The sequence below is a fragment of the Caldanaerobacter subterraneus genome (assembly GCF_004345675.1).
Classification (GTDB): Bacteria; Bacillota; Thermoanaerobacteria; order Thermoanaerobacterales; family Thermoanaerobacteraceae; genus Thermoanaerobacter; species Thermoanaerobacter subterraneus.
This window is the reverse complement of record NZ_SLWU01000003.1, coordinates 101,447-118,262: the sequence shown is the minus strand read 5'-3', so window position 1 is coordinate 118,262 and position 16,816 is coordinate 101,447. Positions and strand designations below refer to the sequence as shown.

21 protein-coding genes are annotated in these 16,816 nt (G+C 36.8%); 20 read left to right on the top strand and 1 reads right to left on the bottom strand.

Going from position 1 to position 16,816, the window contains the following annotated elements:
• Positions 1 to 121 precede the first annotated feature (121 nt).
• From EV203_RS02115 to EV203_RS02075, 10 genes are all read left to right on the top strand, one after another.
• A complete protein-coding gene (locus tag EV203_RS02115; RefSeq protein ID WP_132038996.1) occupies positions 122 to 349 on the top strand; it encodes a hypothetical protein in 228 nt (75 codons plus the stop codon).
• A 19-nt stretch (positions 350 to 368) separates the two neighbouring features.
• Positions 369 to 509, top strand: a complete 141-nt coding sequence (locus tag EV203_RS13360; RefSeq protein ID WP_165911571.1) for a hypothetical protein — start codon at positions 369 to 371, stop codon at positions 507 to 509.
• A gap of 38 nt (positions 510 to 547) precedes the next feature.
• Positions 548 to 781 carry a hypothetical protein gene (locus tag EV203_RS02110; protein WP_132038995.1) on the top strand — a complete coding sequence of 78 codons (234 nt, stop codon included), beginning with the start codon at positions 548 to 550 and terminating at the stop codon, positions 779 to 781.
• 158 nt (positions 782 to 939) lie between these two features.
• On the top strand, positions 940 to 1,239 hold the full coding sequence (locus tag EV203_RS02105; RefSeq protein ID WP_132038994.1) for a hypothetical protein: 300 nt from the start codon (positions 940 to 942) through the stop codon (positions 1,237 to 1,239).
• A 36-nt stretch (positions 1,240 to 1,275) separates the two neighbouring features.
• Positions 1,276 to 1,461, top strand: a complete 186-nt coding sequence (locus EV203_RS02100) for a hypothetical protein (protein ID WP_132038993.1) — start codon at positions 1,276 to 1,278, stop codon at positions 1,459 to 1,461.
• A gap of 22 nt (positions 1,462 to 1,483) precedes the next feature.
• Positions 1,484 to 1,828, top strand: a complete 345-nt coding sequence (locus tag EV203_RS02095; protein ID WP_132038992.1) for a hypothetical protein — start codon at positions 1,484 to 1,486, stop codon at positions 1,826 to 1,828.
• Between the two features lie 35 nt (positions 1,829 to 1,863).
• Positions 1,864 to 2,400, top strand: coding sequence for a 5' nucleotidase, NT5C type (locus EV203_RS02090; RefSeq protein WP_132038991.1), 537 nt, complete (start codon positions 1,864 to 1,866; stop codon positions 2,398 to 2,400).
• A gap of 17 nt (positions 2,401 to 2,417) precedes the next feature.
• Positions 2,418 to 3,488: a DUF3854 domain-containing protein gene (locus EV203_RS02085; protein WP_132038990.1), complete on the top strand. Its 1,071-nt coding sequence runs from the start codon at positions 2,418 to 2,420 to the stop codon at positions 3,486 to 3,488.
• Between the two features lie 50 nt (positions 3,489 to 3,538).
• A complete protein-coding gene (locus EV203_RS02080) occupies positions 3,539 to 3,847 on the top strand; it encodes a hypothetical protein (protein ID WP_011026133.1) in 309 nt (102 codons plus the stop codon).
• 139 nt (positions 3,848 to 3,986) lie between these two features.
• Positions 3,987 to 4,280 (top strand): hypothetical protein, encoded by a 294-nt coding sequence (locus EV203_RS02075; protein WP_074665154.1) that lies wholly within the window; start codon positions 3,987 to 3,989, stop codon positions 4,278 to 4,280.
• 182 nt (positions 4,281 to 4,462) lie between these two features.
• Here EV203_RS02075 and EV203_RS02070 read toward each other — a convergent pair whose 3' ends face one another.
• Positions 4,463 to 5,404, bottom strand: a complete 942-nt coding sequence (locus EV203_RS02070; protein WP_207910858.1) for a Na/Pi symporter — start codon at positions 5,402 to 5,404, stop codon at positions 4,463 to 4,465.
• A 128-nt stretch (positions 5,405 to 5,532) separates the two neighbouring features.
• Here EV203_RS02070 and EV203_RS02065 point away from each other — a divergent pair, with 128 nt between their 5' ends.
• The 10 genes from EV203_RS02065 (at position 5,533) to EV203_RS02020 (ending at position 16,734) form a co-directional block, all read left to right on the top strand.
• Positions 5,533 to 7,869 carry a sugar phosphate nucleotidyltransferase gene (locus EV203_RS02065; protein ID WP_011026131.1) on the top strand — a complete coding sequence of 779 codons (2,337 nt, stop codon included), beginning with the start codon at positions 5,533 to 5,535 and terminating at the stop codon, positions 7,867 to 7,869.
• Positions 7,870 to 8,257: 388 nt separating this feature from the next.
• Positions 8,258 to 8,356 (top strand): K(+)-transporting ATPase subunit F, encoded by a 99-nt coding sequence (kdpF, locus tag EV203_RS14260; RefSeq protein WP_081427419.1) that lies wholly within the window; start codon positions 8,258 to 8,260, stop codon positions 8,354 to 8,356.
• A 13-nt stretch (positions 8,357 to 8,369) separates the two neighbouring features.
• Positions 8,370 to 10,055, top strand: coding sequence for a potassium-transporting ATPase subunit KdpA (kdpA, locus tag EV203_RS02055; RefSeq protein ID WP_011026130.1), 1,686 nt, complete (start codon positions 8,370 to 8,372; stop codon positions 10,053 to 10,055).
• Between the two features lie 15 nt (positions 10,056 to 10,070).
• A complete protein-coding gene (gene kdpB, locus EV203_RS02050; RefSeq protein ID WP_009610761.1) occupies positions 10,071 to 12,116 on the top strand; it encodes a potassium-transporting ATPase subunit KdpB in 2,046 nt (681 codons plus the stop codon).
• An 11-nt stretch (positions 12,117 to 12,127) separates the two neighbouring features.
• Complete coding sequence (gene kdpC, locus EV203_RS02045) at positions 12,128 to 12,709, top strand: potassium-transporting ATPase subunit KdpC (protein WP_009610759.1); 582 nt, start codon at positions 12,128 to 12,130, stop codon at positions 12,707 to 12,709.
• A 5-nt stretch (positions 12,710 to 12,714) separates the two neighbouring features.
• Positions 12,715 to 13,842, top strand: a complete 1,128-nt coding sequence (gene kdpDN, locus EV203_RS02040; RefSeq protein ID WP_009610762.1) for a KdpD-like non-kinase potassium sensor — start codon at positions 12,715 to 12,717, stop codon at positions 13,840 to 13,842.
• A gap of 38 nt (positions 13,843 to 13,880) precedes the next feature.
• Positions 13,881 to 14,168, top strand: coding sequence for a hypothetical protein (locus EV203_RS02035; protein ID WP_011026128.1), 288 nt, complete (start codon positions 13,881 to 13,883; stop codon positions 14,166 to 14,168).
• Positions 14,165 to 14,725, top strand: a complete 561-nt coding sequence (cas4, locus tag EV203_RS02030) for a CRISPR-associated protein Cas4 (RefSeq protein WP_009610751.1) — start codon at positions 14,165 to 14,167, stop codon at positions 14,723 to 14,725. The genes EV203_RS02035 and cas4 overlap by 4 nt, the downstream gene beginning before the upstream one ends.
• A 71-nt stretch (positions 14,726 to 14,796) precedes the next feature.
• On the top strand, positions 14,797 to 15,678 hold the full coding sequence (pdaA, locus tag EV203_RS02025; protein WP_009610765.1) for a delta-lactam-biosynthetic de-N-acetylase: 882 nt from the start codon (positions 14,797 to 14,799) through the stop codon (positions 15,676 to 15,678).
• A gap of 15 nt (positions 15,679 to 15,693) precedes the next feature.
• On the top strand, positions 15,694 to 16,734 hold the full coding sequence (locus EV203_RS02020; RefSeq protein WP_009610754.1) for a lysylphosphatidylglycerol synthase transmembrane domain-containing protein: 1,041 nt from the start codon (positions 15,694 to 15,696) through the stop codon (positions 16,732 to 16,734).
• The last annotated feature ends 82 nt before the right edge of the window (positions 16,735 to 16,816 follow it).

Below are 16,816 nucleotides of genomic sequence, written 5' to 3'. Positions count from 1 at the left end.
TCTTAAAAGTGTACCTTCAGCTTAAACACAGGTACACAAAATAACAAAGCTAAAAAGCATACATCTACAAAAACAGATGTATGCTTTTAAATAAAAATTTCAAAAGAGAGGGGAAATAAAAATGGGTAAAATTAATTTTCAAAAAGAAATTTGGGAAGGCTGGACAGTCAGGGATTTTATAGAAGTACTGGAACCGCAATTAGCTGCAGTTCAATCAGGTGCAGGCTGGCATCCACCTATAACTACCAAAAAAGAATTGAAAGAGTGGTGCAAAGATAACCAGCCTTATTACAAAAAGGCAATACCGGAAGTCGTGCAGTATTTTTCACAAAAATACAACCTTAAATAAACGAAAAGGAGGGATTTTTATGAAGGAAAAAGAGAAAAAGGAAACTCATAGACCTGTACAAACCATTCAAGAATTTTACTGCCCTGACTGCGGGGCAAAACTAATTCCTGCAGAGGGATGCTTACTTTGTCCTTTCTGCGGATGGAGCAAGTGCAGGTAAAAAAGTAAAAAGACACAAAAATAGAAGGGAGGAAGAAAATGCTGTATTTAGTAAACTTTGTAGATCCTAACGACAGAGACATTCAAATGAACCTGATAATCAATACTACCAAAAACAAAGAAGAAGTAGAGCAGATCATAGAAAATATTCTCGAAAAATCGAAAACGCTCTGGAGTGAAGATCCTGAAGCCTATCTAAGTGAAATCCTTGCAGAAGAACTTTCTAAAGAATTTGAAATACTAGATTATACCTACCTTAGTTTTTGCTGGTAATTAACCTGTACAAAAACAAAAAGGTTAAAAGTCATTCTGATAATGAGTACAACAACCTGTGCGATAGAATTGCAACTAGCAAGATTAAAGAATTTAAAACTTTAAAATAAAAAAGGACAGCATTTCGCTGTCCTTAAAAATTAGAAGGAGGAATTTTTATGAAAAAGATAAAACTGGAAAGTGTCTTAAAAAAGCTTGATGATAACCTTAATCCTTATGTAAAGCTTATCCGATTTTATGAACTCCTTGGCTGGGACAGAGAAAAAGAATTAGACCCCACCAAAGTAATACTAAATGAGAAAGACTTAGAAACATTGTTAAAAAGCGAAATGGAAAATGCTGAAAGATTCGGACTCACACCCTGGGAAGTAGGTTTTTTGTGGCTGAATAAAGGGCCAGAAGGAGATGACAGTGTAGAAGAAGGTATGATACTTCTCAAGGATGACTGGCAGATGTAAAAAACAAAAAAAATAAAAAGAAGGGAGAAATTTGAAATGACATTTGAAAAATATAAACCCGAAGGCTACATGATAGAAGCAGGAAACTGGTGTAAAAGATACGAAGATTTTATCGATGACAAAACGGTTAAAAAATGTAAAAAAGAGAGGAATATGCAGCCAAAAGGATGTCCAAATTGCAAATATTACAGTTATAAAGTTATCAGCAAAAAGCTGTATTAAACTGCAAGGGAGGACTAAAAAAGTGAGCAAAAGGAGGGAATATACAGTCTTTTTGTGGGGCAAATATATAAAAGTTGTTTTTACAGACCATGCACTAAAGAGGTTAGAAGACAGAACATCTCTTATGCCGGAGAACATTATTCAATCCATAAAAGCTGCCGAATCAAAAATAAAAAAACTGAGGGGGAAACAGCGCAGATTTGCAGTATTTGACTATGTGCTAAAAACGGCCTACATGGCCGTATTCGACAATCCAAACAGCGTAGCAATCATAACCGTTTACAAAGACACTAACACATGGATTGAAGGTGGCCCGGACATTATAGTGCGGACAAAAAAGGAGCTGCGGAGATACGTCTCCGTATAGCTCCTTTTAAAATTTATCAAAAGGAGGAATTAAGGATGAAGCAGGTGGTGTACTTTTCAGGGAAGGTTAAAGATCTTTCCAAATTTTTAAACCTTTTATACAACGTGGAAGGCAAGATAGTCGCATTCGATATTGATAACACACTTATCAATGTAAACAAAAGGCTGGAAGAAATGGGGTACAATACAGCCCTATACCCCAATCCAGAGCTAACAGAAGACTTCTGGACGACAGTAGAAGGAACCAGCATTTTACTTGGTGCAGAGCCAATTCCCAGTTCATTAAAACTTCTAACAACCTTTTTAAATCTTAACGCAGAAGTTGTTTTTGTAACAAGCCGCAGCAAGGATTTAAAGTTTTTAACTGAAAGGTGGGCAGAAAAATATTTCCCCGGAATTGAAGTTTACTTCACGAAAGAAAAACACCAGCTGGATGCAGATGTTTATGTGGAAGACGATCCGGTACAGATAAGACAAATACTTAACACAAACAAACTGGTACTAATTCCAAGATGGCCTTACAATCTAGACTTATTTGAAACCTTTGAAAATGCTGTCTATTACAACATTTAAAAGGAGGAGAACTTAAAATGCACAGAGATTTGGACATTTTGGACGTTGCAAAAAGGTTAAGAATAAGAATTTTAAGGAGAGCCTCTTCTGAAGAGTACATTGCGAGGTGTCCGTTCTGCGGGGATTCAAAAAACCCTGAACACGGACACCTTTATTTAAATGTATCAAAAAACGTCTACTACTGTGTACGCTGCGGGGAAGGTGGAGATGCAGTAAACTTATATGCAGAACTAAGAAACATTGATACAAGAGAAGCTTACAAAGAGCTCATGGAAGAAAATATCACTCCTCTTGTACTTAAAGAAAAAGTTCAGAAGAAAAAGCACAATCCAGTAGCTCCAATCGAAACAAGAGACAAAGTGTACAGAGCCTTTTTAGACAAACTTACTTTAAAAGAACAGCACTTGAGAAATTTACTCAAAAGAGGCCTTTCATGGGAAGAAACAGCTAAGAATCTCTATAAATCCCTGCCGGAAGAACCCCAGCAGCGCTGGGAAATATGCAGGGAGCTTATTAAAGAAGGGTACAACCTAAAAGGCATTCCGGGTTTTTACCAAAGAGAAAAGGACGGAGAAAAGTACTGGGATTTTGTAGATTATAAAGGCTTTTTAATCCCTGTAAAAGACGTACAGGGACGAATACAGGGCTTTCAAATAAGACTGGACGAAGAAGAAAAGGGAAGAAAATATCTTTGGTTCTCTTCTCGAAACAAATTAAACGGCACACCTGCTCATGCATGGCAGGGCGTACATGGAGGGCCTTCTAAAGTTGTCATTGTTACTGAAGGCCCTTTAAAAGCTGATGTGGCGCATTACCTGTCCAGATACACTTTTGTATCTGTTCCCGGAGTTACAGCAATCAAGGGTATAGAAATTGTACTAAAACAGCTAGGGGCAAAGAAAGTTTATATTGCTTTTGATATGGATATTTTGACAAATCCCGCAGTACAGAAAGCAAGAAAAAGGCTGGAAAATAAACTCGTTGAAGCAGGTTTTGAAGTTCGCACAAAGACATGGGACAGCAGATACAAAGGGATAGATGACTACCTTCTAGTGCAGAGAAAGCAAAAACAAAAGGAAGTTGTGTGAGAGAGGCTTTTGGCCTCTCTCTTTTTAAATTTTGAAGGAGGGGAATTAAGTTGGACAAAAACATAAAATTAATAGAGTTATGGGGAAATGAAATCTGGATTATTTTTTCTCCACATTCATTAGATCGAATTAAGGATAGAAACATTATCAAGGGATTAGTAATTGATACAATAAAAAGTGCCCAGGAAGAACTTGGAGAAATAAAAGTTAATCAAGATTTCGTTATTATAAATACTTTTGCTGATATTACTGTAGCAGGTATATTTACAAGTCCAAATGAAATTCTTATAAAAACTGTTGTTAACAAAGGAGAAAATTTCCATCCTAGAAAAACTGACATAATCATAAAATTATCTTGACAAAATAAACAAAAACAATTATAATAAAAATGAAAATGTAAGAAAAGGGCTACACTGGGTCAAAGAGAGTGTATGCCCTTTTTATATTTTTATTAAAACACTCTCTTTGACGAAATTCAAGTAAAGGAGAGTGTTTTTTATGAAATTAATACTTAGCAATGACGTAAAAAACTTTTTAAAAAATAGCATTTTAACTGAACAAGACTTAATAAACAAAATGAATGAATTATTTACTGAATATCCCAAAGTTTACACATTTATAAGCGCTGAAATTGTTAAAGATAACAAAGTTTTTGGTGTAGACTATGCAACAAGCGATAACATGAAAGACATAGAATGTATATATGTGCACGAAATAAACACAGATCCAAATGCCATGACTATAAGAGAATATATTGAAAAAATGAAAAAAGAAAAAGCAGAAACAAGATAAGTGCAGCGTGTTTTTGCTGCACCTTTTGTATTTTTTTAGGTAAAATTTTACTGTGGGAAAAGTGTGGGAATAAGGAAAGAATAAAAATTATATATTGCCTAAAATTCAGTATTTTTAAGCATTACAAGCATCAAATAAAACTTAAACCTTGGAATATGTATAAAATTGGTGATTAAAAGCCCTCAGGGCTTTTTTCTTTTACTTATGTTTACTATTTTATCCAGTAAGTTAAATATGATTTTAAGGAAAGGGATTATTGCGATGGCAGAAAAAATGTTAAAAAACGTGTGAGCATTGGCCACCTGCCTTAAGGGATTGCTAGGAGAGGTGTGTCGTAATAATTCTGCAAAAAAGTTTGTGAAAGGCAAAAACACTAAAGTGCCCCATAGGTTGAGGAAAATATTGAATAAAGCTATTTTTTTTCCTTCTCTGCTGGAGGCAAAGCTTAAAATGAATGCTTCAGAGCAGGTTCCTATGTTTAGACCGTAGATTATGGGCAAGGCCTGTTCTAAACTCAAAATGTGGGAAGTGACTAAGACTTGAAGGGTTGCTATTCCTATGTTGCTCGACTGAAGTATGAGAGCTGATACTACCCCAATAAATATTCCGATTAAGGGGTTGGACAAATTTGAATTGGTAAGGTTGACACCTGAGTTTTTGAAAGGGGATGTAGCTAATTCCATTATTTTTAGGCCGTAAAATACAAGTCCAAATCCTAGTGACACATCTCCCAAAAGTTTTAATTTGCTGTGCCAATTTTGAAAGTGAAGCAAGGATCCGATAAACACTAAAAAAGGTGCCAGTTTAAAAAGGTTAAAAGCGTAAAGCTGCACTGCAATAGTTGTTCCGATATTAGAACCCATTATTATACCTGCTGCGCTTTTAAGCGTTAAAAGTCGAGCGTTTGCCATAGTTACAGCGATTACTGTCACCATGCTGCTACTTTGTAAAATTAAAGTCACAATAAAACCTATTGTTATAGATTTAAAAAGGCTGTTTGCGAAATGGTTTATAAAATATGAAAGCTTTTCTTTGGATATAGATTTTAACCCGCTGGTTATGGTAAAAATTCCCCATATAAATATTCCAATTCCTACAGAAAAGTACAGCAAAGATAAAAAAATTAGCATTCTATCCTCCACCTGCTTAACTTTTCATTTCAATTTTATGTAGCTTCAAGTTTGAAATGAATAATTTTTGCACAAATAAAGAAAATAAAAATTAGGGTCAATAAATTTTTTGGGGTGGTTGGATGAAAGGGATAATAATGGCAGGTGGAGAGGGAAGCAGATTAAGGCCTTTAACTTTTGATATTCCAAAGCCTTTGGTGCCTGTGGCAAATAAACCTGCGATAAAGCATATTGTAGAGCATTTGCACAAGTACGGAGTGGGGGAATTAGCAGTCACTCTTTTTTATTTACCTCACAAGATAAAAGATTACTTGCTTGAAGAATATGGAAATGAAATAAAGTTTTACACAGAAGAAAAGCCTCTGGGGACTGCAGGAAGTGTGAAAAACGCGAAAGATTTCCTGAAGGAAACTTTTATTGTCATGAGCGGAGATGTAATTACAGATGTAAACATAAAGGAAGTATATGACTTTCACAGGAAAAAGGGTTCGAAAGTGACTTTAGTTTTAAAAAAAGTAGAAATTCCTTTAGAGTATGGAGTTGTAATAGTCGATGAAACAGGGAAAATAGTAAAGTTTTTAGAGAAACCGTCGTGGGGAGAGGTTTTTAGCGATACTGTCAACACAGGGATTTACATAATTGAACCGGAAATACTTGAATTTATACCTGAAGATAGACCTTTTGATTTTAGTAAAGACTTGTTTCCGCTTCTTTTGAAGGAAAACATTCCTATGTATGGGTACATTACAGAAGGCTACTGGTGTGACATAGGAAATACAGCGCAGTACCTTTCAAGCCATTTTGATGTGTTGGAAGGTAAGCTGGATTTGGGTTACAGAAAAATCCTCCTTGAAGAAGGAAAAGTTATTGGCAAGAAGGTTTTAATGTCTTCGGGAGCAAAGTTGATTCTTCCTTTGATTATAGGAAATGAGGTGGTTATTGAGGAAAATGCTGTAGTAGGGCCTAATGTGGTCATAGGAAGAGGTACGATTATAAAGAAAGGAAGTCATGTAAAAAATTCTGTACTGTGGGAAGATGTATATGTAGGGGAAAACAGCGAATTGAATGGAGCAGTGGTGTGCAATAAGGTCAGAATAGATTCTAACGCAAGGATATTGGAAAATGCTGTAATAGGAGAAGGGGTTAGAATAAAGGCTTTTGCAGAGATAAGACCGGATGTAAAAGTTTGGCCTTTTAAGGTTATAGAGGAAGAGGCAGTAGTCTCAAAGGATGTAGTTTGGGGAAATGGCAGGAAAAACCTATCTTTTGGTTACAGAGGGATAAGGGGCATTTTTAATGAAGAGATAGGTCCTTATCAGGCTGTAGAAATTGGGGAGGCCTTTGGGGATTTAATGAAAGGGAAAGTCATTGTGGGAAGTGATGAGGAACTAGCTTCCTCTCTCATTGCCGATTTGATTGCTTACGGGCTTGCTTTTTCCGGGTGTGAAGTGTTAAAAAGCAATAGCTTTCTGCTGCCGGCTTTAAGAGTGGGAATCAGGTTAAGAAGTGCAAAAGGAGGGGTGTATGTAGAAAGGATAGGGGAGGAAATTAGAATTCTATTTTTGGATGGAGAGGGAATGGATATAGATAGAAATTTGGAGAAGAAGATAGAGAATAAATTAAAAATTCACGACATATCAAGAAGAAAAATAGAAGACATAAAGCCAATAAAAGAGGTGGATGTAGAGGGAGATTATAAGGATTATCTTGTCAAAAATAGAGCAGATTCTTTCAAGATAAAGGTTAAGCCTCATGATGAATGGACTAAAAAAGTGCTTCTGCAGATAAAAGGAGAGCAAATTTTAGATGACCAAAACTATCACTTGAAAGTGAAATTGAAAAAGAATGGGGAAGAGATAGAACTTTATGACGAAAAAGATAGGAAATTTGATGAAGATGAAGTGAATTATCTAAAGATGTTGATTGCCAGGGAAAAAGGTCTAAAGAAAGTTGTACTGCCTTTTAACAGTTCCAAGTATTTGGCAGAGTTTGCAGAAGAACTTGCAGTAGAGACAGTTGTAGGAAAGATTTCACCAAGGGACCTTATGAGGTCGATGACTAATTTAGAAGAGGGAAGGCAGGTGTATTTTGACCTTTCTTTTGACGGGATAAACTTTTTGTTAGAAGTGATTGAATACGTAAGGTTAAAGAATAAAAGGCTTTCGGAGATAAAAGATAGTTTTCCTCTTAGGTATAAAACAGTCAAGAGAATAAGATGTGATTGGAAGGATAAGGGGAGAATAATAAGAGAACTGTTTGAAACCCGTAAAAATAATGTTACATTTTTGGATGGGCTAAGGTTTGAAGAGGATGAAGGATGGGTTCTAGTGGTTCCCGATAGCGAACTTCCTTTTTGCAATGTGTATGTGGAGGCATTGACACCGGAGAAAGCTGAAAGGCTTTTTACAATTTATGAAAAAAAGATACAGGATATTTTATTGAAAAATGATGGAAAGTGATGTAAAGTGATAAATTAAAGAGGATGAGTAAGTTGTAACGCTTTACATCCTCTTTTTTTGTTTTAAAGGGCATTTAAGAAGGCGGGATTTCTTTTGATGTTTATAGGCTTGAATAATATAATATTTATGGTACAATAATTAGTAAATAAATTAACAAAAATGTCTGGAAGACATGGCAATATGTAAACATGTTGCCATGTAGTCCGCCTCCTGTAACAAGTGAGGAGGCTTTTATGTTTTTGAATTTATAATATTCTGTCACAAAAACGATAATAATAAGAGGTGAAGGAGAAAATGGATTTTATAATTCTAGCAGGTTTTGCCACATTGTACTCCATTGTAAAGGGAATAGTTAAATGGTGCCGCAATTTGCTAGAAGCCAATACCTATGAAACAGAGGTGTATTAAAGTGGTTCTTTTGTACGTGGTCTTTTTTCTTTTGCTGATCTATCTGTTTTACGCTTTGATACATCCTGAAGAATTTTAAGGGAGGAGACCCTATGTACTCAAATATAGAGCTTTTTACCATGATAGCCATCATAGTCTTACTGACCAAGCCTTTAGGAACTTACATGTACAATATTTTTGAATATAAGCCCATGAGGTCAGATAAGATTTTTTTGCCTGTGGAAAATTTTATATACAAAATTACGGGAATCAATCCAGAAGAGGAAATGGATTGGAAAAAGTATGCGCTAACTTTTCTGCTGGTGAATATGGTGATGATGATAATCACCTATTTTATTTTAAGGGTTCAACAGTTCCTGCCTCTAAATCCTACCGGTGCAAAAAATATGGAATCTTCTCTGGCTTTTAACACTGTTATAAGCTTTATGACAAATACCAATCTTCAGCACTATGCTGGAGAAGATGGTATTACATTTTTAAGTCAGATGATTGTAATTGTATTTTTGATGTTTACTTCTGCGGCATCAGGACTTGTCACTGCAGCTGCTATAATGAGAGGGTTGAGCAAAAAGACCACTAATTTAGGCAATTTTTATGCTGATTTTGTGAGAATAACTGTAAGGCTTTTACTGCCAATCTCTATGTTGGCAACCCTCATATTGGTGTGGCAGGGAGTACCTCAAACTTTTGCTGGAAAAGTGGTTGTGGATACGCTGGAGGGTGGGAAGCAAACTATTATAACAGGTCCCGTAGCTGTATTAGAGTCAATTAAACACTTAGGAACAAATGGCGGTGGATTTTTTGGGGCGAATTCTTCTCACCCCTTTGAAAATCCTACTTGGCTTACCAATATGATTGAGATGCTTCTTATGATGCTTTTGCCTACATCTTTAATTTACACTTATGGATTAATGATAAACAATAAAAAACACGCTTTGGTATTATACATTTCCTTGTTTGTGATTTTTATTCTTTTGGCTGTTGGAGCAGTTTATGCGGAAAATCATCCAGGAGTGGCTTATTCGAAATTACATATTTATGGTAAGCCTTATGGAAATTATGAAGGAAAAGAAGTTCGCTTTGGAGTCTCCCAATCTCCACTATTTGCGACTGTGACTACTGCTTTTACAACAGGTTCTGTTGACAGCATGCACGATTCTTATACACCTTTAGGAGGAGCAGTGCCGCTTATCCTCATGATGCTAAATACCATTTTTGGAGGAGATGGAGCAGGACTTCAGAATATAATAATGTATACAATATTGACGGTATTTTTGACGGGGCTTATGGTAGGAAGAACTCCAGAATATTTAGGAAGAAAAATTGAAACTAAAGAAATAAAACTTATAGCCCTTGCAATATTGGTTCACCCTTTTTTGATACTTTTTTCATCTGCTTTGACAGTGATGCTAAAAGTGGGAGCTTCTTCTGTAACAAATCCACTATATCATGGACTTACACAAGTTTTGTATGAGTTTTCTTCTGCAGCGGCAAATAATGGTTCTGAATTTGCAGGATTTATAGGAAATACTGTGTTTATGAATATAATGACAGGCTTGGTTATGTTTTTTGGAAGATATATAACCATTATTCTTATGTTAGCTGTTGCAGGTTCTATGGCGGAGAAAATTCCTGCGCCCCCATCGCCTGGAACTTTTAGAACGGATAATGCGATTTTTGGCGCCATATTTATAGCTGTGGTGCTAATTGTTGGAGCACTTACCTTCTTCCCTGCGGTGATACTAGGGCCTATTTCTGAGTTTTTGAGCATGACGTAATGGGGGTAAAAGGATATGAAGAGAAAGAGAGAAATAAAAACCTGGAGCAGAGAAATAGTAGTAGGGGCTATTAAGAATTCTTTCATAAAATTAAATCCTTTGTACATGTACAAAAACCCTGTGATGTTTGTGGTGGAAGTGGGAACCTTTATCACCCTTTTGGCTACTATATTTCCTACCTATTTTGGCAGTACTCCTGATGAGGTAGGATATAACGCTTTAGTGACTTTCATACTTTTTGTCACAGTTTTATTTGCTAACTTTGCAGAATCCTTGGCAGAGGGGCGAGGTAAAGCTCAGGCAGAGACTCTGAGAAAGACTAAAAAAGAGACAATGGCTAAACTTGTACAGAGCGATGGGAGCATTAAGATAGTCAAGTCTTCTGAGCTTAAAAAAGGGGACATAGTTATCTGTGAGGCAGGGGATATAATTCCAGCAGATGGTGAGATAATTGAAGGGCTTGCTGCGATTGACGAATCTGCCATAACTGGAGAATCTGCTCCTGTCATAAAAGAGGCAGGAGGAGACTTTAGTTCTGTCACGGGAGGAACTAAAGTAATAAGCGATCGCATCAAAATTCGGGTAACAGTTGATGAAGGAGAGTCTTTCCTAGATAGAATGATCAAACTAGTAGAAGGAGCAAAGAGGCAAAAGTCTCCAAATGAGATTGCTCTTACTACGGTACTGGTCAGTTTGACAATAATTTTTATAGTCGTAGTTATGACGCTTTATCCGATGGCCAAGTTTGTACACGTCAGGATAAGCGCTGCTACCATGATAGCATTGCTCGTATGTCTGATACCGACTACCATTGGAGGACTTTTGTCTGCAATAGGTATTGCAGGAATGGACAGGGTCACTCGCTTTAATGTGATTGCGATGTCTGGAAAAGCGGTGGAAGCTGCGGGAGATATAGATACAATACTTTTGGATAAGACAGGCACCATAACTTTTGGAAATAGATTAGCTGCTGATTTTATACCGGTGGGAGGCCACTCAAAGGAAGAAGTCACTTATTATGCACTTATTTCTTCTTTAAAGGACCTCACTCCAGAGGGAAGGTCAATAGTGGATTTAGCTAGAAAAATGGGTGCAAAGGCTCCTGATGATATTTTAGAAGGAGCAGAAGTTGTTGAATTCAGCGCGGAGACAAGAATGAGTGGCCTTAACTTAAAAGATGGCACTATTGTGAGAAAAGGGTCCTATGATAAAGTGAAGGAATACATAGGGGAAAAAGGCGGAAGTATTCCAGATGACTTAGATAAAGAAGTGGAGAAAATATCCCTATTAGGCGGTACCCCTCTTGTGGTGGTAAAGGATAATGAGGTACTGGGAGTAATATATCTAAAGGATACAATAAAGCCTGGAATGAAGGAAAGATTTAAACAATTGAGAGCTATGGGAATTAAGACCATCATGATAACTGGAGACAATCCATTAACTGCCAAAACGATAGCGGAAGAAGCCGGTGTCGATGAGTTTATTGCGGAAAGCAAGCCTGAAGATAAGATAAACGTCATAAAGAGAGAACAAGCTCAGGGAAGGCTTGTCGCAATGACAGGGGATGGCACAAATGATGCTCCAGCTTTGGCACAGGCAGATGTGGGACTTGCAATGAACAGCGGTACTATGGCGGCTAAAGAAGCTGCCAATATGGTAGACTTGGATTCTGACCCGACAAAAATTATAGAGGTTGTAGGAATAGGGAAACAGCTTCTCATGACAAGAGGAGCTCTTACTACTTTTAGCATTGCAAATGACGTGGCAAAATATTTTGCCATTCTCCCTGCCATTATTTCTGAAACTTTGCCGGCAATAAAAGTTTTAGACGTGATGAAACTTTCATCTCCAACAAATGCTATACTGTCAGCCTTGATATATAATGCGATTATAATACCTATACTCATTCCTATAGCTATGAGAGGAGTAAAGTATAGACCCATGAGCGCCAATGCCTTGCTTATGAGGAACTTGCTCATTTATGGATTAGGTGGTTTGATTGCTCCATTTGTGGGTATAAAGCTTATTGACATGATAATATCTTCTATTTTTGGGATGTGAGGGATTTTAATATGGGCGAAGAGATTAAAAGGACGATAAAATTTACACTGGTTTTTATGGTTTTGCTGGGATTGGTGTATCCTTTTGTAATGACTGGGATTGCAAATTTATTATTTCCTTATCAGGCAAAAGGTAGTATAATTAAAGTAGATGGTAAACCTGTTGGTTCAGAACTTATAGGGCAGAAGTTTACTGACCCTCGCTGGTTCATGGGAAGGCCTTCTGCTGTGGACTACGATGCTACTTCCTCGGGTGGCACAAACTACGCTCTGTCTAATCCCAAATTTCACGAAGAGCTAGAGAAAAACATTGAAGAATTTTTAAAGAAGAATCCGGGAGTTAAAAGGAGTGAAATTCCTGCAGATATCGTGACCTCTTCTGGTTCCGGTTTGGATCCTCATATTTCTCCTAAAGCTGCTTACCTTCAGGTCAAAAGAGTTGCCAAGGTTAATGGTTTGCCTGAAGAGGTTGTAAAAAAATTAGTAGATAAAAACATAGAAGGGAGATTCTTAGGCCTTTTTGGTGAACCGAGGGTTAATGTATTGAAACTGAATTTGAGCTTATTGGAAGAAATTAAAAAGCATAAAAAGTGAGGTAAATGGCAGTGAAGAGGTCCCCAGACTACTTCATGAGAGAAATTGAAAGGGCAAATAAAGGAAGGCTCAAGATTTACCTTGGTGCTGCTCCTGGTGTCGGAAAGACCTACCACATGTTACAGGATGCCAATGAGATGAAGAAAAGAGGCATAGACGTAGTTATTGGTTTTGTAGAAACCTATGGGAGAAAAGACACAGAGGAGCAGATAGGGGACCTTGAGATTATTCCTTTGAAGGAAATAAATTACAAAGGTGTAATTCTTAAGGAGATGGATTTGGAGGCAATTATTAAGAGAAAACCTCAGGTAGTCGTTGTAGATGAATTGGCTCACACAAATGCTCCTGGTTCAAAAAATGAGAAAAGGTATCAGGACGTGTTAGAACTCATAGACAACGGCATAAGCGTTATGACGGCTGTAAACATACAGCATTTTGAAAGCTTGAATGACTATGTAAACAGGATGACGAATGTGAAAGTTAGAGAGACCATCCCCGATAAAATTCTTGAACTGGCTGATGAGATTGAAGTGGTGGACGTATCTCCAGAGACCTTAATTGAGAGGTTGAAAAACGGCAAAATTTATAGTCCTGATAAGATTGAGACAGCTCTTAATAATTTCTTCAGAGTAGGGAATTTAGCGGCTTTAAGAGAGCTGACATTGAGGGAAGTGGCCAATGAGGTTGACGATAGGCTTTTAGAGTACAGGAATAAGAAGAAAGTCGTGGGATTAAAGGGAGCGCAGGAAAAGATACTGGTGTGTGTAAATTTGAGGTTTAATGCGGAATATTTGATAAGGCGTGGATATAGGCTAGCTAAAATGCTTAAGGCTGACCTGTTTGTGCTTCATGTCTACAACGACGATGAGCTCAAAGACCATAAAAATTTGAAAAAGTTAGATGAGATTACTATGCTGTGCAATAAATTAGAAGCCAAGTTTTACATGGTGAAATCAAATGACCCGGCAAAGGCTATAATAAAATTTGCTGAGGAGAATGCCATTACTCAGATTGTGGTAGGACAGTCTGTAAGAAGAAGGATAGACGAAATAATAAGAGGCTCAATTGTGAGAAGGATAATGAAGGGGACCAAATTTATAGATGTGCTTGTAGTTGCTGATCCGAGGGGTTAATCCCCCTTTTTTTATAAAGTTTTAAGAAGGGTTGCGATATGAAAAAAGAGGAGAAAAAGGGGTATATATCGGCTACTGAAGTAAATCAGTTTCTTTACTGTCCTTATCAGTGGTATTACATAAAAAAGTACGGACTCGAATATATCAACAATTTGAGAGAGCCTTCAGAGAGGGAAGAGCAGTTTGTAAATTTTAAGAGGGGAATAGACTATCATGAAAAGTACTATAAAGACATCGTAAAACTTAGATACAAAAGGTATGCTATCGCTTTTGGAATTGTATTTTTGATTTTACTGATTTTATTTGTGATGAGGTATGTGAGATGATTCTAAATATAGTTTTTCTCCTTATTGTGCTTTATCTTTTGATTTATTCGATAATTGAACAAAGGCCTTTTTACAGAAGGATGAGAAGGAGTATAGGCTTTAGGGGAGGCAAATTGATATACGTAGATAAGCCGCAGCAAGTCAAAGGAAAAGGGGTAGTTTACGGGAAGCTGCTAAAGTCAGAGAAATATGGTTTGACCGGAAAACCTGATTACATCTATCAGGTTGGAGACGAGCTTGTCCCAATAGAGCTAAAAAGCAGTGATGCAGAAGATTCGCCCTATTTTAAAGATGTGATGCAGCTTGTAGCATATTTTGTGATAATAGAAGAGGAGTATCAAAAGAGAGTAAAAAGAGGACGGATAGTTTATAGAAATGCCATGTTTGAAGTTTATAACAGGAAATATTTAAGAAAAGAACTTTTAAAAATTTTAGAACAAATGAGGAAGATGGAAAAAGGGGTGTACATGCCTTCTGTGACTCCTTCTTTTTCTCTTTGCCGCTTCTGCCCTTGTCGAGGGACAGTGTGCGAGATATACGAGGGCAATTCCAGATAAATACAGAATATTGAAGGGCTTAAAAGAAAAAAATAAAGATGTAAATTAGGAAGAGAAATGGGGTAGAAAAAATGGCAAAGAAAATTATCTCTTTGGCAATAGGAGTTGCCCTCTGTTTTTCACTTGTGTCCTGTGGTATAATCAAAAAAAACAGCAATGAAAATGATAAGGCAAAAATTCAAGAGGAAGCTCTACATGAGCCGTTTAACTCGCCTAAAGAAGAGATTTCAAACGTTGTAAATCATGTGGTTCAAAAGACAGAAAATCTTGACAACACTCCTTATGGATGGGGCTTAAGAGTTTTGCCCAATCACCAAACGCCGGAGATTACGCCTTATGCCATGGAACTTGTCAAAAAGTACAATGCGATTTTTGTTGGAGATACGACGAAAAAAGTGGTGTACTTGACTTTTGATGAAGGATATGAAGCAGGATATACTCCTCGGATATTGGATGTACTCAAAGAAAACGGAGTAAAGGCAGCTTTTTTTGTTACAGGACCTTATGTTAAACAGCAGGCGGACCTTGTGAAGAGAATGGTAGAGGAAGGACATATTGTTGGAAATCACACAGTCAACCATCCCAGTCTTCCTACCTTGCCTGATGAAAAAGTGAAAGAGGAGATACTTGGATTGGAAAAGATGTTTGAAGATTTAACGGGGCAAAAGATGAAATACTTCAGACCTCCAAGAGGAGAATACAGTGAAAGAACGCTCTATATTACTAAATCTTTGGGATACAGAACGGTTTTCTGGAGTTTGGCTATGGCTGACTGGCAGCCTCTTCCTGGAGGACCTGAAGAAAGCTATAGTACTGTTATGAAAAGGCTTCACCCTGGAGCTGTTATACTTCTGCACGCTGTTTCAAAAGATAATGCACAGGCACTTGACAGGATAATTAAAAGCATCAAAGAGGAAGGATATGAATTTAAGACATTAGATGATATTCCGTAAAAGAGGGGAATTGCTTTGGATGCGATTTTAGAAAAAAAGAACTTGTACATTTTGGGATTGGCTATTGGAATCAGCTTGATATCAATTGTATTGGTTTTGAAATTTACAGGGATAACTAATATAGAAAAAGCCTTTGATATTCCGCTTTTTTACATTATAACGATTTTTGCTGTGATAATAGCAAGCCTTGTGGTGGATACTTTGCGAGTAAAAGATTTGTTGAAGAAGTTAGGAGAAGACCTCTGTTTTAGTTACCTTTTTAAGTTTAATCTTGCTACTTTTTTCATAAGCTATGTAACTCCTTTTGGGTCAGGAGTACTACCTTTAATGATCTATTTGCTTAACAAAAAGGGAGTGTCAGCTAATAAGGCTTTAATCGTATTTACGGCAAAACTTTTGTTTTCGGGGATATTTTTTGTTACTATCCCTCCCTTTCTTCTAATTTTTTTTGGAAGGTATTTAGAATTAGGAAGTTTTTTGATGAGATTAGCTATTTTTGTAACTTTCTTTTTAATAGGGCTTTTGATTTTGCTCCTTTACATCATTTTAAGACCTCATTTTCTTATTGAAATTGTTGAAAGATTGGAAAGAATCTCTTTTGCCAAAAGATACATAAAGGAAGATTACTTTAAAAAGACTAAGGAAGAAATTTTGCTTTATCACAAGAACTTTCGCAATTTATTTGCTTCTTTTTCAGGGTACAGGGTATTTATTTGGCAGTTTTTATATGCTGTTATATACTGGATGCTTTTTTACAGCATTGCTCCTCTTTTGCTTATGGCCATGAAAATTCCATTTGACTTTTTGGCGGTTGTGGGAAGGCAAATCATCTTTTATGATGTACTGGCTTATAGCTTTATTCCAAGCGGTTCTGGCACAGTAGAGTTGGGATTTGCAGCGATTTTTTCAAATATCTTGCCGACTTCATATGTGGGTGTTTTTATTGGCATGTGGAGATTTTTTACCTATTACGTATATCTGGGCCTTTCTGCTTTAGGATTTTTTGCAGCAGTGAGGGATGCCAAAAAGGAGATTGTCAATCAAATAACAAATTGATATTAATTATCATGTGAATAGACAACCCTTGGTATTTTTTATCAAGGGTTTATTTTTTTATGGGCTTTTTCCTTGATTTCTT

Excerpts from the sequence above, each read along its gene's own strand:
- EV203_RS02090 (WP_132038991.1), top strand. The coding sequence starts at position 1,864 with ATGAAGCAGGTGGTGTACTTTTCAGGGAAGGTTAAAGATCTTTCCAAA.
- EV203_RS02085 (WP_132038990.1), top strand. The coding sequence starts at position 2,418 with ATGCACAGAGATTTGGACATTTTGGACGTTGCAAAAAGGTTAAGAATA.
- EV203_RS02105 (WP_132038994.1), top strand. The coding sequence starts at position 940 with ATGAAAAAGATAAAACTGGAAAGTGTCTTAAAAAAGCTTGATGATAAC.
- EV203_RS02075 (WP_074665154.1), top strand. The coding sequence starts at position 3,987 with ATGAAATTAATACTTAGCAATGACGTAAAAAACTTTTTAAAAAATAGC.
- EV203_RS02110 (WP_132038995.1), top strand. The coding sequence starts at position 548 with ATGCTGTATTTAGTAAACTTTGTAGATCCTAACGACAGAGACATTCAA.
- EV203_RS02035 (WP_011026128.1), top strand. The coding sequence starts at position 13,881 with ATGAAAAAAGAGGAGAAAAAGGGGTATATATCGGCTACTGAAGTAAAT.
- EV203_RS02115 (WP_132038996.1), top strand. The coding sequence starts at position 122 with ATGGGTAAAATTAATTTTCAAAAAGAAATTTGGGAAGGCTGGACAGTC.
- kdpF (WP_081427419.1), top strand. The coding sequence starts at position 8,258 with ATGAAACAGAGGTGTATTAAAGTGGTTCTTTTGTACGTGGTCTTTTTT.
- EV203_RS13360 (WP_165911571.1), top strand. The coding sequence starts at position 369 with ATGAAGGAAAAAGAGAAAAAGGAAACTCATAGACCTGTACAAACCATT.
- kdpB (WP_009610761.1), top strand. The coding sequence starts at position 10,071 with ATGAAGAGAAAGAGAGAAATAAAAACCTGGAGCAGAGAAATAGTAGTA.
- pdaA (WP_009610765.1), top strand. The coding sequence starts at position 14,797 with ATGGCAAAGAAAATTATCTCTTTGGCAATAGGAGTTGCCCTCTGTTTT.
- kdpA (WP_011026130.1), top strand. The coding sequence starts at position 8,370 with ATGTACTCAAATATAGAGCTTTTTACCATGATAGCCATCATAGTCTTA.
- kdpC (WP_009610759.1), top strand. The coding sequence starts at position 12,128 with ATGGGCGAAGAGATTAAAAGGACGATAAAATTTACACTGGTTTTTATG.
- kdpDN (WP_009610762.1), top strand. The coding sequence starts at position 12,715 with ATGGCAGTGAAGAGGTCCCCAGACTACTTCATGAGAGAAATTGAAAGG.
- cas4 (WP_009610751.1), top strand. The coding sequence starts at position 14,165 with ATGATTCTAAATATAGTTTTTCTCCTTATTGTGCTTTATCTTTTGATT.
- EV203_RS02100 (WP_132038993.1), top strand. The coding sequence starts at position 1,276 with ATGACATTTGAAAAATATAAACCCGAAGGCTACATGATAGAAGCAGGA.
- EV203_RS02065 (WP_011026131.1), top strand. The coding sequence starts at position 5,533 with ATGAAAGGGATAATAATGGCAGGTGGAGAGGGAAGCAGATTAAGGCCT.